Consider the following 14,592-nt stretch of genomic DNA (forward strand, 5'->3'; position numbering starts at 1 on the left):
TGTCTGTAAGAATAAGTCCGACATTGTACTCTCTCGGCGGTTAGGGACGGGTTAGGGGAAGAGCGAAGCTTTCGTGGCGGCCCTAGGAGAAGCGGATGCCGCGAAGCAGTTTGAAAAGTTCGAACCAGGCGACACTGGCGATACCGGCAACGACGGCCAGCAGAAGGCCTGCGATGTCTGGCTCCCCGAAACGGAAGAGTTGGCGAAGCTGCGGCTCGAAGAGCGCGAGTGCCAAAAAGAGGAGAGCGCCACCGGTAATCCACCAAACGGCGCGGTTCGGGATATGCAGGGAAGCGAGGAGCGTACGCTTCCAGGACCGGTTGGCAAAAATAAGCGTGATGTTGGCTACGACCAGCGCCGTGAAGGCCAGTGCCCTTGCATCCTCCGCCGTGACGCCGCGGGACAGGACTATACCGTAGAGGGCAATAGCCCAAATGAGCACACCGGTGCCCTGCAGCAGGCTCAGCCCAAGGTTCCACACGCCGAAAAGCGGCTCGTCCAGAGGACGTGGAGGGCGTAGCATGGCATCGGTCTCTTCCCGTTCCGCTTCGAAGACGACGGAGCAGGCCGGATCGATGATAAACTGTAAAAAAGCGATATGGACCGGGAAAAAGATCAGGGGCCATCCGAAAAAGACGGGCAGCAGTGCCATGCCGGCGATCGGAACATGAATGGCAAGAATATAGGCCATCGCCTTGCGGAGATTGTCGTAGATACGCCGGCCCAGCCGGACGGCCTCGACAATGGAGGTGAAATCGTCGTCAAGCAGCACTAGCGAAGCGGCCTCGCGCGCGACATCCGTCCCACGTCCGCCCATTGCGATGCCGATATGGGATGCCTTGAGTGCCGGGGCGTCGTTGACACCGTCACCGGTCATTGCCACGACTTCACCGTCAGCCTTGAGGGCATTGACGATTTTGAGTTTGTGTTCGGGCACGACCCGTGCAAAGATGTTGATCGTTCTTATGCGCGCGGCCAGCTCCGCTTCATCGCAGGCGTCGATTTCACTTCCCGTCATCAGCGTATCGGCTCTCAGCCCTGCCTCCCGGGCGATGGTACGTGCAGTGCCGGGGTAGTCCCCGGTCATCATGACGACACGTATCCCCGCGGCATGACACCGGGCAATAGCAGAAGGCACGGCGGGGCGCAACGGGTCGGCAAGGGCGATCAGGCCGAGCAGACGAAAGGCGAAGTCGTGCTGGATGCTCGGCCACTCTTTGCCGGAGTAGCGGGCGTCCGCGACACCGAGCACCCTCAGGCCTTGCGATGAAAGCGCTTCGACCTGCTGCGCGAGTAGCGCTGACGATGCAGCATCGAGATGACAAAGGTCCGCGATCGATTCGGGCGCACCTTTCGAGGCAACGACGTACTCGTCACCGTGGGTGGAGCGCCAGACATGGGAGATGGCATGCATTTCGGCCGACAGGGGATACTCGTAGACCAGTTCCCAGTCGTCGTGCAGGTGCTCTGTACCGGAGAGATAGCGTTGCGCGAGGGCGTGCATCGCCTTTTCCATCGGATCGAAGGGGTCGGCTTCGCTGGCAAGGATCCCGAATTCGAGCAGTTCGTGAAAGGTCTCGGGCATCGGAGCCGTGTCTGTTACGTGGGGGACGCGGAAGAGCGCTTCGCCGGTGACTATCGTATGGACGTTCATGCTGTTTTGCGTCAGCGTACCGGTTTTGTCGACGCACAGAACCGTTGCCGAACCGAGGGTTTCGATCGCCGGAACGCGGCGGGTCAGCACGCGGCGCCGGGAAATACGCCAGGCCCCGAGTGCGAGGAAGACGGTGAGGACGACGGGGAACTCTTCGGGGAGCGTTGCCATGGCGAGGGTAATCCCCGCGAGCAGGCCGTCGAGCCAATCGCCGCGCGTCAAGCCGTAGACGATGATGAGCAGCGCGCACAGTAGCAGACCGAGAGCGGCGAGCAGACGCACCATCTTTCCCGTCTGAAGCTGCAGCGGGGTTTTCTCGGTCTCGATGTCCTGCAGAGATTTTCCGATAGTACCAATGGTGCTTTTTGGACCGGTAGCGTTGACCTCCGCGATGGCCGTTCCCTGTACAACAAGGGTGCCGGAGTAGACATAGGGCTGATCTTCGCCCCCGGGTTGAAGGCGTAGATCCCCCTCCAACCAATGACGCTTTCCGACAGGGACCGATTCGCCGGTCAATAGGGATTCGTCGACCTGAAGGTTCCGCTGTGCCAGGATGACGGCATCGGCGGGGACACGGTCCCCCTCGACCAGCACAAGCATATCGCCCCGCACCACTTCGCGTCCGGGGATACGCTGTTGCCCGCCGCCGCGTACAACGAGAGCGCGGGGACTCGTCATATCCCGCAGGGCTTCCAGGACGCGCTCTGTGCGATGTTCCTGATAAACGGTTGACCCTATGACAACGATGACGAAACTGAGAAGAATGGAAGCCTCGGCGTTGTCCCCCAGGAGGAAATAGATCGCTGCTGCAGCCAGTAGCAGAATAAACATGGGCTCGGTCATAACGTCGCGTACGATCACGGTCAATGTGCGCCGTCGCGAGCCCGGTATTTCGTTATACCCGTCAATGCGCAGCCGTGCCGCCGCTTCGGTGTCGGTCAGCCCCTCAACGTCATGCCAATCAGGTCTGTCGGGTTTGAGCATCTCTTTCTCCAGTGTCAGACAATTGTACAGTGATATTGATCGAAGATGCAAACATACCCGATTTGAAATATGACGGGGTAGGCTGGCGGTAAGGGGAGAACGAACACCAGGCAAAACGGACACTTAGCTGAAATTTACTATAAGTAAATAATGAAAATTAATTATTTTGTAACTAATTTTCGTTAAGATTAAGACGGCTTTGCATTGAAGCCAAAACCCTTCGAAAGTGTCACTATGGAGCGTCGCTGGATCTTGTCGGTCGCATTACTCGTCATCCTCTTCGCGGGCACTATTGCTCTCTTCTATAAACCTTACGGACGTCCTGTCTATGCACTGCTGCCGATCTTTCAGGCGCAGGCAGTGCCGGAGAAACTGGCAGCCGTTGCCGCCGGCGGTATGGAGGCAACAACCGTCACGCCGTTGGGCATCCGCAAGTTCATTACATCAAACCTCATGGACCTGTGGACGGTCGTCCGGAACGAGGGACTGATCTCCATGGCCGTCACTGCGGCGGGTGTGATGTTCGGATTGCTGCTGCTCGTGGTGAACGGCTCCTGACGCCAGGCGCCGTCCGCGGGAAAGAGAAGGGGACGCGGAATACAGTTCGGGAAGCCCGGGCAGGAAGGGGAGGCCCTATTTTTTTTGGAGGGCGGACTTCTGCATGGGCGCAGGGTTCTTCCAGACGCCGACGCCGCGGATAAAATGGGTGACGACAAAGAAGAGCAGCGCGAGCGACGCGATCATAGCGGCGACGTAAAGCAGGTCCGAGAAGTTCGAAAGCGACGCTTTGAAAGCGCTCAGGAGCGCTTCGATCAGCAGCGCGATCATAATCGAGGTGAGAAACGTCACGAAGGATTTGGCGTCGAAGGCCTCGAGCGTTTCCGAGGCGCGGAAAACCTCATGGTTGATGATTGTCTTCCCAAGGTCGAAAAAAGCAAGCCCGAGCGTGACGGCGATAACCGGTTTGAAGATCGTCTCCAGAGAGAAATGGTTCGCATTCGTATAGAGGTCCCACCAGAAATAGCCGAAGCCGTAGAGAACCGAGAAGATCGCAAAAAAGATCAGGGCCGCACCCATCAGCAGGTAGATGGTGCGGGTAAAGAGGCTGAAGCGGTGGTGCCCGGCCACCAGGGCCAGCCGTTCCAGCAACGCGCGCAGGTTGAAATCGTAAAAATCATACCCTCGCTCCGTTTCAAGTACCGCTGTCAGGATAAGTTTGCCGGACGTGAGCGAGATGTAGGGGTCCGTTATCAGTCTGCCGTCCGTAAACACCTGCCCGCCGAGCAGATCGGAAAGCTCCCCGCCCCGCCCGGAGTTGTCTTCGCCCTGGCGCAGGTAGACGGGGGTGTTCTGTATGAAGGCCTCATCGCTTCCGTAGATGGCTTCAAGGCTGGGGAATAGGCCGAAAAGGTCCTGCAGGGAGGCTTCGCTCATCCCTTTGACATGCTGTTTGTTCAGGGTGGAGAAGAGGAATTTTTCGATCAGGTTTTTGTTGTGTTCATAGACTCTGATGATCGTCTGCATCTGTATTCTCCTTAAGATTGCCGTGGATTTACAGGTTAATGGCACGGCAAGATTTTTTGCAATTTCACCGATGATATCATTGTCGACTGAAGGCAACTACGATGTCGGAGAGTAACTCCGGCAGTTAAAGGAGCGAAGATGCAAAAGTATGTCTGTACCGTCTGCGGCTATATTTATGATCCCGAAGTGGGGGATGAGGATGGCGGCATCGCGCCGGGAACGGCGTTTGAAGATATCCCGGAGGAGTGGGAGTGTCCGCAATGCGGTGTCAGCAAAGCGGACTTTGAGCCCTACGAGGAGTAGTGGACTACTGTTCTGAGATTGCCCGCAGGAAAGCGACAGTGGTACGCACGCCCGCACCGGTGCCGCCGTGGGGGTTGACGCCCCAGCCGGACTCCGTATAGGCGGGACCGGCGATGTCGAAATGCATCCACTTCTCTTTCATCTCGTCGGTGATGAAGTGGTCAAGGAACATCGCCGCGGTGATGGCGCCGCCGTAGGGGATGTTGCTGATGTTGGAGACATCGGCGATCTCGCTTTTGAGGGCTTTTTTCAGATGTGGGTTGAACGGCAGCGCACCGACCAGTTCGCCCGCCGCATCCGCCGCACTGTACAGCGAGTGCTTCAGCGTGCTGCTGTGGCCCATGATACCCGTCGTGTACGGGCCGAGTGCGACGACGCAGGCGCCGGTGAGCGTCGCGTAGTCGAAGAGGTAGTCCGCCTGCACCTTGTCCTGCGCGTAGGAGAGGACGTCGGCCAGGACAAGACGCCCTTCGGCATCGGTGTTGCGCACCTCGATCGTCTTGCCGTTACGGGAGAACAGCACGTCGTCCGGCTTGTAGGCGTTACCGCCGATCATATTTTCCACCGCACCGACGAAGCCGTGCACGGCGACGGGCAGTTGCAGCTCGCTGACGGCCTTCATGATCCCCAGGACCGCACAGGCACCCGCTTTGTCCATCTTCATCGTCACCATGGAGGTCGCCGGCTTGAGGCTGAGCCCGCCGCTGTCGTAGGTGAGGCCCTTGCCGACGAGGGAGACCGTGGCGACGGCGTTTTCGGGAACATAGGAGAGGTGGATCATGCGCGGTTTGTGTGCGGAGGCGCGGGCGACCATCAGCATGGCCTGCATACGTTCCTCTTCGAGTGCATGTTCGTCAAAGATATCGCAGCCAAGCCCATTGGCGTCGGCAAGCTCCTGGGCGACAACGGCCAGCTGGCCCGGTGTCATGTCATCGGGAGTCGTATTGACGAGGTCGCGGGCGAAGTTGGTGGCGGTCGCAAGGATGACGGCACCGTCAACGGCGGCTTTCAGGGCGTCCGGATCGACCGCGCTGCCGTCATAATTCGTACCGGCGACATAAAACGTTTTGAGTTTGGAGGGCTTGGCGTCGGATTTGTAGCGCGTATATTTGTAGCTCCCCAGGACGATTCCCTCGACAAGGGCGGCGGCATTTTCAAGGCCGTACTGTGCAATTTTGGCACTTTCGTAGCCGAAACCGGAGAGGCTTTTGGCGGCAGCGGCCATGGCGTCGCGGACGGCGTCGGGTTCAAACGCCGTGACGGCAGCGACGTATTCCACCCCTTCGTGCAGCATGCAGGTCTGTCCCTCTTTGGCCTCGAATCCGGCCTGATCAAGAACGGCTTTTTTCGGGTGCGATGCCAGGGTCTCCGGCGTCAGAAGGGTGACGGTCAGGGCCGCGTCGATGGATTCAACGGGTTGCGTTGCGAGCTTGACGAGCATGTTGTTTCTCCAGCATTTGGTTTTCGATTCGTTTGAACAGGGTCGTGATGCCGAACAGTGCGGCACCGGCGAGCGGCAGGGCAAAATACCAGTGTGTTTTTCCCCACTCGAGCACCTGCAAGATCTGTTCCCCCAGCAAGTAGGCGGGGATGATGGTAAGCGCCGCCCAGACCCAGGCGCTGAGCAGGTTGATAAGGGCGAACTTTTTCGAGGAGTACTTCGTGATCCCGATACTCATCGGGATGACGGTCCGCAGCCCGTAGAGGTAGCGCTGTACGAAGATGAGCGGCCAGCCGTATTTTTTCAGCAGCAGGTGGGCAATGGCGAATTTGCGGCGCTGCGCATGGAATTTCCGCTGAATGAAGCCTTTGTTGAAACGGCCGATGTAGAAGTAGATCTGGTCACCTGCAAACCCGCCGAGGCCGGCGACAAAGATGGCGACGGGCACGTTCATGTGCCCCGTTGTGGCCATGATGCCGGCCATCAGCAGTCCCATCTCCCCCTCCAGGATACTCCAGACGAAAAGGATGATGTAACCGTACTCCTGCAGCAGTTCCAGTAAATAGGCTTCCATGCGCCCCCTTTAATCGAAGTGTAGCATGTCTTTGGCCTGGATCATGTCTTTGTCCCCGCGGCCGGAGAGGTTGACGATGACCAGTTTGCCGGCAATATCGGGCATTTTTCTCAGATAGGCGACGGCGTGGGAGCTCTCGAATGCGGGGATGATCCCCTCTTTGCGGCTGAGCCAGACAAAGGCGTCGAGGGCTTCGGCATCGGTGATGCTGTCGTACATTACCGTCCCGTTCTCCTTGTGGAAAGCGTGTTCCGGTCCGATGCCGGGGTAATCGAGCCCGGCGGAGATGGAGTGCGCCTCGAGGATCTGGCCGTCGGCATCCTGAAGGAGGTAGCTCATCTGCCCGTGCAGGACACCGGGGCGCCCTTTGAGCAGGGAGGCTCCGTGTTTATCCGTATCGGTCCCCAGACCGCCTGCCTCGATGCCGACGCACTGTACCTCTTTGTCTTCGAGGAAGTGCTGGAACATACCGATAGCGTTGGAGCCGCCGCCGATGCAGGCAACGACGGTATCAGGGAGGCGCCCCTCTTTTTCCAGGATCTGCGCGCGCGCTTCCCAGCCGATGATCGCCTGGAAGTCACGGACCATCATCGGGTAGGGGTGAGGCCCGGCAACGGTGCCGATGATATAGAAGGTGTCGCGGGCATGGGTGACCCAGTGGCGGATGGCGTCGTTCATGGCGTCTTTGAGGGTGCGCGACCCGCTTTCAACGGCATGGACCTTGGCCCCCAGCAGCTTCATACGGAAGACGTTGAGTTCCTGGCGGGCGACGTCCTTCGCCCCCATGAAGATCTCGCACTCCAGCCCCAGCAGGGCGGCGATGGTCGCCGTGGCAACACCGTGCTGGCCGGCGCCCGTTTCAGCAATGACCTTCTGCTTGCCGAGCTTTTTCGCCAGCAGGCCCTGGGCGATAACGTTGTTGACCTTGTGCGCACCGGTGTGGTTCAGGTCTTCGCGTTTGATATAGACCTTCGCGCCGAGCTCTTCGGAGATGTTCGCCGCATAATAGAGCGGGGAAGGGCGACCGACGTAATCTTTGAGGTAGCCGTCCACCTCGCTCCAGAAGGCTTCGTCAAAACGGTACTGCGCGTAGGCCTTTTCAAGTTCCAGCAGGGCCGGCATCAGGGTCTCGGGGACATAGCGGCCGCCGAAGATGCCGAAATGGCCGTTGCTGTCGGGATCGAACGTCGAGGGTTCGGGGATGTACATTAATCCACTCCTATAACGGTATAAACGGGGGTGAGCTCGGTCAGGCTGTCGATGCCCGGCAGGAACTCCAGCCCGAGGATAAAGCAGGCTTCGACACAGTGCGCGCCGAGTTTTTCGATAAGGGATGCGGCGGCTTTGGCCGTCCCGCCCGTTGCAATAAGGTCGTCGATAAGAAGCACTTTGGCCCCCTTTTCGGGACCGAAGGCGTCCATGTGCACCTCGACCTCGTCAAAGCCGTACTCGAGGGAGTATTTCTCCGAGACGGTCGTGGAGGGAAGTTTCCCTTTTTTGCGGATAGGGACGAAACCGACGCCCAGCATCTGCGCCAGGGCCGCACCGAAAATAAAGCCGCGGGCATCGATGCCCGCGACGTAGTCGAGTCCGTAGCCCTCGTAACGCGCTTTGAGGTGCGCCATCAGCGTACCGAACGCCTCCGCGTTGTTGAGCAGGGTCGTGATGTCTTTGAAGATGATCCCCGGCTTCGGGAAGTCGGGGATGTCACGGATTGCACCTTCTATCAGGGCCTTTTGATCAACGGACAGTGACATGAGGGACCTTACAGCGCTGCAGAGCAGCCGCCGACGGCTTCGATCTTTTCAACGCGTCCCGCGTGGCGTCCGCCTTCGAAAGCACCCGCGATCCAGGCGTCGATGATGGACTCGGCCACGCCGCGCCCGACGACGCGCTCGCCGAAGCAGAGCACGTTGGCATCATTGTGCGCGCGGGCCATCGTTGCCGTGTAGGCGTCGTGGCAGAGCGCCGCGCGGATGCCGGCAAAACGGTTGGCGGTCATGCTCATACCCAGGCCCGAACCGCAGATCAGGATACCGTCGGCATCTTCTTCATCAGTGAGTACGGCGTTGCAGACCTTGACGGCGAAGTCGGGGTAGTCGACGCGGTCTTTGCTGTGGGGACCGAGATCGACGACCTCGTGACCTTTGGCTTTAAGCAGTTCAACAGTGTAGTCTTTAAGGTCGAGGCCGGCGTGGTCGGTGGCAATGTAGAATTTCATGGAGTTCTCCTTCGGGTTAAGATAATAGCAGTTGCAGCACGTACTGCACCGGCATAAAAAGCACGTATTGGCTCAGTGGCGTGATCAAAAGGATGATGACGATGAACATGCCGTAGGGCTCCAGGCGCTGGAACCACATGGCGATGTTGTTCAGTCCCATCTTGAGTGAGAGGAACATGAGAAAATGCGCGCCGTCGAACTGCGGGATCGGCAGCAGGTTGAAGACGGCGAGCAGGACGTTGATCAGCACCAGCTGCATAACGACGAGGTAGAGGAAGATATAGCCCAGCCCGTCGCTCTGCAGCGGCTGGTGCATGCCGGTCAGGAAAACGGCAAAGAGGGATGCCAGGGCGAAGTTGTAGGCGATGCCGGCAAGGCTGACCTGCATGGCGGCATTGTAGCCGCCGTTGCCGATGACGGTGCGCATATTGACCGGGACGGGCTTGGCCCAGCCGAAGAGGAAACCGCCGCCCATGCCCAGAAGCATGGGGATGAAGTACATCATCAGCGGTACGAGAATGGTGCCGACGGGGTCGATGTGGATCAGGGGATTGATCGAGAGACGGCCGGCATGTTTGGCCGTCGTGTCGCCGTAACGGTAGGCGACCCAGCCGTGCATAATCTCGTGGCCGATGATGGCGATGGCCAGTGCGAGAACGGCCGCGGCGATTTTCAGCAGATCAATAGAGTCCACGGTCCGTGCCCTCTTCGCGCTGGCGTTCGGCGACCGCGCGGTCCAGGTAGGGGGACTGCTCGAGATCGGTAGGGGTTTTGAACATACGGTCCCAGCGGATCTCGTAGTTGTCGTCCATGCTGAAGTAGATGAACCACGGCGTTCCTTCAACGAGGCCGTAGGGGACGGCGCCCCAGAAGCGGCTGTCGTTGGAGTGGTCGCGGTTGTCGCCCATCATGAAGTAGCGGCCTTCGGGTACCTGGACAGGGCCGAAGTTGAAAATGGGCTGCGGGAACTGGCCGTCGTCGATGATATGCGGATCGTGGTGAATACCCGGGTGCTCTTTCATATAGGGGTTCTTGATCCAGAGACGCCCGTCGAACTCCTCGATCTCATGGGTGAAGGTGTAGTGCTGACGGATATAGTCGTCCCCCTCTGCCGGGTGAAGGAAGAGATCCTTGTTGTAGACGAAAAGTTCGTCCCCCGGCGTGGCGACACAGCGCTTGACGTAGTGCAGCGAGGTGTTGTTGGGATAACGGAAGATGACGATGTCGCCGCGTTGCGGCGTATCGCCATCAATGATATGCCCGTCGGTGCCGGGAATGAGCGGGATCTCCAGGAAGGGGACATGCGGGGTTGAGATGCCGTAGGCGAACTTCTTGGCGAAGAGGTGGTCACCGATGAGCAGGGAATCCTTCATGGAGCCGCTGGGGATTCGGAAGGCCTGTGCGACGAAAAAGATGACGAAGAGGACGATGATGACCGTTCCCGTCCAGCTGTTGGAGAAACGGTAGGCCGCTTTGGCGGCGTGTTTGACCTTCGTCTTCATTGGCGCTCTTGTGCGTGCATTTCGGCCGCTTTCAGGGTGTTTTTCAGCAGCATGGCAATGGTCATCGGACCGACGCCGCCGGGAACCGGGGTGATGTAGGAGCATTTCGGCGCGACGTTCTCATAGTCGACGTCGCCGACGAGGCGGCCGTCCGGGGCGCGGTTGATACCGATATCGATGACAATAGCCCCCTCTTTGACCATATCCTCTTTGATCAGGTTGATGACCCCGGCACCGACCAGGACGATGTCGGCGTTTTGGGTGTGCGCTTTGAGGTCCTTGGTATGGATATGGGTGACGGTGACCGTCGCGTTGGCGTTGAGCAGCAGGGCGGCCATCGGCTTGCCGACGATGTTGGAGGCACCGACGACGACGGCGTCTTTGCCCGTGAGGTCGATCTCGTATTCGGCGAAGAGCTCCATGACACCCAGCGGGGTGCAGGGGACAAAGCCGTCGAGGCCCGTCATCAGGCGCCCGGCGTTATAGGGGTGGAAACCGTCGACATCCTTGCTCGGGGCGACGAGTTCGAGCAGGCGTGTCGTGTCGATGTGCGCAGGGAGGGGAAGCTGGACGAGGATACCGTCGATGTTCGGGTTGGCGTTCATCATCTCGATCGTCTGCTCGATCGCCTCCTGGGAGATCGTTTCGGGCATCTCGTGGGTGACAGAGTAGAAACCGGCGCGGTCGCAGGCCTTCTTTTTCATACCGACGTAGGCATGCGAAGCGGGGTCGTTGCCGACAAGGATGACGGCGAGACCCGGGACGCGACCGGTCCTTTCCTTGAGTTCGGAGGCTGCGGTGGCGACGCCTTCTTCAATCTTCTTGGAGAGCGCTTTTCCGTCGAGTATCTGCATTTCAACTGACCTAATTATTTTTTTGATAATATACCCCTACTTCAATAAAAAGGTGCTTTTAATGGCCCGTTGGCTCCTGTTTTTGGCGACCTTTCTTGCGGCGGAGGAATCTTTCATCACCCCGCAGGAATATGCCGCGCAGCTCTACCACAATCCGAGGGGAATCGGCTGCAATCTCTGCCACGGCGAACACGGCGAGGGGAAAGTGATCGCCAATTATACCGACAAGGGCGTTCGCAAATCGTTTACCGCCCCGGCGATCAACGTCATCGCTTACGCAGACTTTGACAGGGCCCTGAACGGACGGGTCAAAGGGATGCCCCGTTACTTCCTGACCGAGGAGGAGCGGCATACCCTTTACAGCTACCTGCACCCAAAGGATGCCAATGTTTCACAATGATCTTCCCGCACTGGAGCGGGCTGCCGAAGCGCTGGATATTGGCACCCTCGACACCTATCTTTCGTCCCAACCCCGCATCCTGAACACCTCGGCGACTTTTCATGCGCCGCTGATGCTCTCGGCCCACCGCGTCAAGCACCTCGCGAAGATCCCCCAGCTGGCCGCCGACGCGGTGATGTTCAACCTCGAAGACGGGGTCTCCGAAGCGCAAAAACCCGTGGCGCTGCGCCTCTGTGCCATTGCGCTCTCCCGGCTGCCGCAGTCTGACAAGAAACTGATCGTACGGGTGAACCCCCTTGACGAGGGCGGGGCGGAGGAGATCGCATTTCTTGCTCCCTTCATGCCCGACGCCATCCGCGTCCCGAAGGTCCGCACGGCGGAGGAGGTCGAACGCATTGCGGCGATGGTACCGGCGCCCATTGAGATCCATCTCTCCATCGAAACGAAAGAGGCGTGGCTGGCGTTGAACACGCTGCGTGTCGATCCGCGGGTAAGCACCTTCTACCTCGGCATCCTCGACCTTTTTGCCGACCTGGGGCTGGACCAGGCGCTGATCGCCCCGGAGAACCCGACCATGCGCTATCTGCTGTCGCACTTCTTCGTCACGACCCGCGCCCTCGGTGTCAAACCCGTCTCTTTCGTTTACCAGGATTACCGCAACGAGGCGGGTTTTGCCGCATGGCTGGCCCTGGAGAGCGAGATGGGGTTTGATGCCAAGGGGTGCCTTTCGCCCAAACAGGCGGAGCAGGTGATGGCGGCCTTCGGGCAGGACGGGGCGGCACTGGCAAGGGCGCGGGAGATCGTCGCGCTTTTCGAGGCCGAGCGCGCCAACGGCGTGACGGGCTTCACGCACGAGGTGTACGGTTTTATTGATGAACCGATCTACAAGGGGGCACTTGCCCTGCTGAGGGGCGCGGAGTGAACCGCCTTCGCGCGGCGCTTGCGTCGACGAACGGCCTGATCCTGGCCGGCATCGTACTGGGAGCGCTCTTCGGCGCGTTCTTCCCCGAACTGGCCCTGGCGCAGCGGCTCATCGGCCAGATCTTTGTTGCGCTGCTGAAGATGCTCGTCGTCCCGCTGGTGTTTGCCAGCATCTTCGTCGCCATCGCCGGGTTGGGGACGCTACACCATCTTAGAAACATGGGGCTTCGTACGATCGGGCTCTACCTGCTTACGACGGCACTTTCCGTTCTGCTGGCGATCATTGTCATGAACGTCGTCGGTATCGGGGAAGCGGTCTCTGCCGAGGGGGTCGCTTTTGCGCAGGCGCACGAGATCAAACCCTTCTCCTTCGAGGCGATGCTGCTCGGATTCATCCCGACGAATGTTTTCGCATCGCTTACGAACGGGGCGATGATGCAGGTGATTGTCTTCTCCATCCTCTTCGCGATCGCGAGCCTCTACCTCAGCGACCACCACCAGGGACTGATGCTCGATTTCTTTACCGGGGTCAACAACGCCATGCTGAAGATGGCCGAATGGGTTATCAAGCTGACGCCCATCGGCGTCTTCAGCCTTATCGCCTACGTGATCGCCGACGAGGGGATCGACGTCATTCTCGGGCTCTGGAAATATATGCTCGTCGTGATCGGCGTGATCCTGCTGCACGGGCTGCTGACCCTGCCGCTACTTGTCGCCTTTTTCGCACGTATCAACCCCTACCATTATATGGGGAGGGTAAAAGAGGCGATCCTGCTCGCCTTTTCCACGGCCTCCAGTGCGGCGACGCTGCCGGTCTCCATCGAGGTGAGCGAACATAAAGGCGGGGTGCGCCGGGAGAGCGCCGGGTTCGTGCTGCCGCTGGGTGCGACGGTTTCCATGGACGGGACGGCCGCCTACCTGGTCGTCGCGGTGCTCTATATCGCGACCCTGGCCGGGGTGGAGCTCTCTTTGGGCGACCAGGTGCTGCTGGGGGTGACCGTCGTGGCGCTCTCCGTCGGCGTCGCGGCGCTGCCGAGCGCCTCGCTGGTGATGATGGTCGTCATCTTGAACCAGATCGGGCTTCCGGCGGACTATATCGGCCTTATCGTTGCCGTCGACCGGGTACTTGACATGTTCCGCACCTCCCTCAATGTCACCTCTGACCTGATGGTGACGAAGATCGTCGATGTGACGACGCGCAAGGCGGCGCTGGAAGCGTCGGACTAAACGCGTGCGTTCTCAATAGCCGCGCAGGTAGTAGCCGAATTTGTAGCGGACCAGCGTTTTCTGTTCCGGCCGCGGGTATTTCCAGTAGACCGATTCGATCGTCTCCTTGGTGACCTCGTCGAGCAGGAAGAAGCCGCTGTTGCGCACGGTGCGGAAATCGGTCATCCGGCCGTCGGGGTGGAGGTAGAACTCGACGATATTGTAGTCGTTGACGCGCATGTTGTTGGGGATCATCGTGCTGCCGGTGGCGTTGAGCTGGGTCTGGGTGAGGCGGCGCATGATCTCCTGGTTGTCGAGCAGGTATTTCTGCTCCCCTTCGCTCAGTTTCCCGAAGGCATCGCCGTATGCCTCGCGGATATCGTCCGGGATACGGCTTTCGCGTTTGGCGGAAGCGGACGCGGCAGAGGCTTTACTTTCGACGTTCTTCTGTTTCTGCGACAGTTTGGCAAAGAGGTTCTTATGCTCCGTCGGGACCGCGGTTGCATTGGCCTCGACCGTTTTCGGCTCAGGTGCTTTCATAAAAGGGATGTAGGGCTTTTCCGGCGGGAGCGGTTCGGTTTTGGCAACCCGTTCCTGCGGCTCGGCGATCTTTGTCGGCGTCGGGATCTTCTGCTGCGGTTGGACCGGTGTCGGCTGGGCAACGGGGAGCTGCTGTCGCGGCTGCGGGAGCGGCTGGGAGTTGGAAAGCTTCTCGAGCTGTTTTCCCTTCGGCATCGGCGGGACTTTTTCCGTCGGCGGGCGCTTGTTGGGGACTGCGGCATTCTCTTTGGCTTTCGGGCGCTCTTTGAGTGCGACCTTGATCCGGTGCTCCTGGAGTTTCGGCTCGACCGGTTCGGTGACGAAAATAAAGCCCAGCAGCAGGAAAAGCATCAGGATGAGCAGGTGGAAGAGTACGGCGATGATCAGGGCGGCGGTACTTCGGCTCATCGGGTCGGTGTTTCCTTCCAGCCGAAATGCGCTTTTGCCGGCCGTTGCTTAAAGTCGGGG

At 59.4% G+C, this 14,592-nt stretch carries 16 protein-coding genes; 5 read left to right on the plus strand and 11 right to left on the minus strand.

The window, feature by feature from the left end; translation table 11 throughout:
* Window positions 1-82 precede the first annotated feature (82 nt).
* Window positions 83-2,638 carry a cation-translocating P-type ATPase gene (locus WCX18_RS06105; protein WP_345990625.1) on the minus strand — a complete coding sequence of 852 codons (2,556 nt, stop codon included), beginning with the start codon at window positions 2,636-2,638 and terminating at the stop codon, window positions 83-85.
* Between the two features lie 252 nt (window positions 2,639-2,890).
* On the opposite strand from WCX18_RS06105, the gene WCX18_RS06110 reads away from it, so the two are divergent.
* Window positions 2,891-3,196, plus strand: a complete 306-nt coding sequence (locus WCX18_RS06110; protein WP_345990628.1) for a hypothetical protein — start codon at window positions 2,891-2,893, stop codon at window positions 3,194-3,196.
* Between the two features lie 75 nt (window positions 3,197-3,271).
* Here the strand turns inward: WCX18_RS06110 and WCX18_RS06115 are convergent, their stop codons facing one another.
* Window positions 3,272-4,162: a hypothetical protein gene (locus tag WCX18_RS06115; RefSeq protein ID WP_345990629.1), complete on the minus strand. Its 891-nt coding sequence runs from the start codon at window positions 4,160-4,162 to the stop codon at window positions 3,272-3,274.
* A gap of 138 nt (window positions 4,163-4,300) precedes the next feature.
* Between WCX18_RS06115 and rd the strand changes: the two genes are divergently transcribed.
* Entirely contained in the window at window positions 4,301-4,465 is a 165-nt protein-coding gene (rd, locus tag WCX18_RS06120; RefSeq protein WP_345990631.1) for a rubredoxin, read from the plus strand.
* Between the two features lie 4 nt (window positions 4,466-4,469).
* Here rd and WCX18_RS06125 read toward each other — a convergent pair whose 3' ends face one another.
* The 8 genes from WCX18_RS06125 to folD are packed head-to-tail and all read right to left on the minus strand — an operon-like array spanning window position 4,470 to window position 11,057.
* Window positions 4,470-5,906: a leucyl aminopeptidase gene (locus WCX18_RS06125; RefSeq protein ID WP_345990634.1), complete on the minus strand. Its 1,437-nt coding sequence runs from the start codon at window positions 5,904-5,906 to the stop codon at window positions 4,470-4,472.
* The gene (locus WCX18_RS06130; RefSeq protein ID WP_345990636.1) at window positions 5,875-6,480 is read right to left on the minus strand and encodes a DedA family protein; all 606 of its coding nucleotides are present in this window, start codon (window positions 6,478-6,480) and stop codon (window positions 5,875-5,877) included. Before WCX18_RS06130 ends, WCX18_RS06125 begins: the two co-directional genes overlap by 32 nt.
* Before the next feature lie 9 nt (window positions 6,481-6,489).
* Window positions 6,490-7,689: a tryptophan synthase subunit beta gene (gene trpB, locus WCX18_RS06135; RefSeq protein WP_345990638.1), complete on the minus strand. Its 1,200-nt coding sequence runs from the start codon at window positions 7,687-7,689 to the stop codon at window positions 6,490-6,492.
* A complete protein-coding gene (locus tag WCX18_RS06140) occupies window positions 7,689-8,237 on the minus strand; it encodes an adenine phosphoribosyltransferase (protein ID WP_345990640.1) in 549 nt (182 codons plus the stop codon). Before WCX18_RS06140 ends, trpB begins: the two co-directional genes overlap by 1 nt.
* Before the next feature lie 8 nt (window positions 8,238-8,245).
* Window positions 8,246-8,701: a ribose 5-phosphate isomerase B gene (gene rpiB / locus WCX18_RS06145; protein WP_345990642.1), complete on the minus strand. Its 456-nt coding sequence runs from the start codon at window positions 8,699-8,701 to the stop codon at window positions 8,246-8,248.
* A gap of 16 nt (window positions 8,702-8,717) precedes the next feature.
* On the minus strand, window positions 8,718-9,395 hold the full coding sequence (locus WCX18_RS06150; protein WP_345990644.1) for a site-2 protease family protein: 678 nt from the start codon (window positions 9,393-9,395) through the stop codon (window positions 8,718-8,720).
* Complete coding sequence (gene lepB / locus WCX18_RS06155) at window positions 9,382-10,203, minus strand: signal peptidase I (RefSeq protein WP_345990646.1); 822 nt, start codon at window positions 10,201-10,203, stop codon at window positions 9,382-9,384. Before lepB ends, WCX18_RS06150 begins: the two co-directional genes overlap by 14 nt.
* Window positions 10,200-11,057, minus strand: coding sequence for a bifunctional methylenetetrahydrofolate dehydrogenase/methenyltetrahydrofolate cyclohydrolase FolD (gene folD / locus WCX18_RS06160; protein WP_345990648.1), 858 nt, complete (start codon window positions 11,055-11,057; stop codon window positions 10,200-10,202). Before folD ends, lepB begins: the two co-directional genes overlap by 4 nt.
* 61 nt (window positions 11,058-11,118) lie before the next feature.
* Here folD and WCX18_RS06165 point away from each other — a divergent pair, with 61 nt between their 5' ends.
* The 3 genes from WCX18_RS06165 to WCX18_RS06175 are packed head-to-tail and all read left to right on the plus strand — an operon-like array spanning window position 11,119 to window position 13,605.
* Entirely contained in the window at window positions 11,119-11,457 is a 339-nt protein-coding gene (locus tag WCX18_RS06165) for a c-type cytochrome (protein WP_345990650.1), read from the plus strand.
* Window positions 11,444-12,379: an aldolase/citrate lyase family protein gene (locus WCX18_RS06170; protein ID WP_345990652.1), complete on the plus strand. Its 936-nt coding sequence runs from the start codon at window positions 11,444-11,446 to the stop codon at window positions 12,377-12,379. Before WCX18_RS06165 ends, WCX18_RS06170 begins: the two co-directional genes overlap by 14 nt.
* Window positions 12,376-13,605 (plus strand): dicarboxylate/amino acid:cation symporter, encoded by a 1,230-nt coding sequence (locus WCX18_RS06175; protein ID WP_345990653.1) that lies wholly within the window; start codon window positions 12,376-12,378, stop codon window positions 13,603-13,605. The genes WCX18_RS06170 and WCX18_RS06175 overlap by 4 nt, the downstream gene beginning before the upstream one ends.
* Before the next feature lie 12 nt (window positions 13,606-13,617).
* Here the strand turns inward: WCX18_RS06175 and WCX18_RS06180 are convergent, their stop codons facing one another.
* Window positions 13,618-14,532, minus strand: a complete 915-nt coding sequence (locus WCX18_RS06180; RefSeq protein WP_345990655.1) for an energy transducer TonB — start codon at window positions 14,530-14,532, stop codon at window positions 13,618-13,620.
* Window positions 14,533-14,592: the final 60 nt, after the last annotated feature.

It is taken from the genome of Sulfurimonas sp. HSL1-2, assembly GCF_039645565.1.
In the GTDB taxonomy this organism is placed as follows: Bacteria; Campylobacterota; Campylobacteria; order Campylobacterales; family Sulfurimonadaceae; genus Thiomicrolovo; species Thiomicrolovo zhangzhouensis.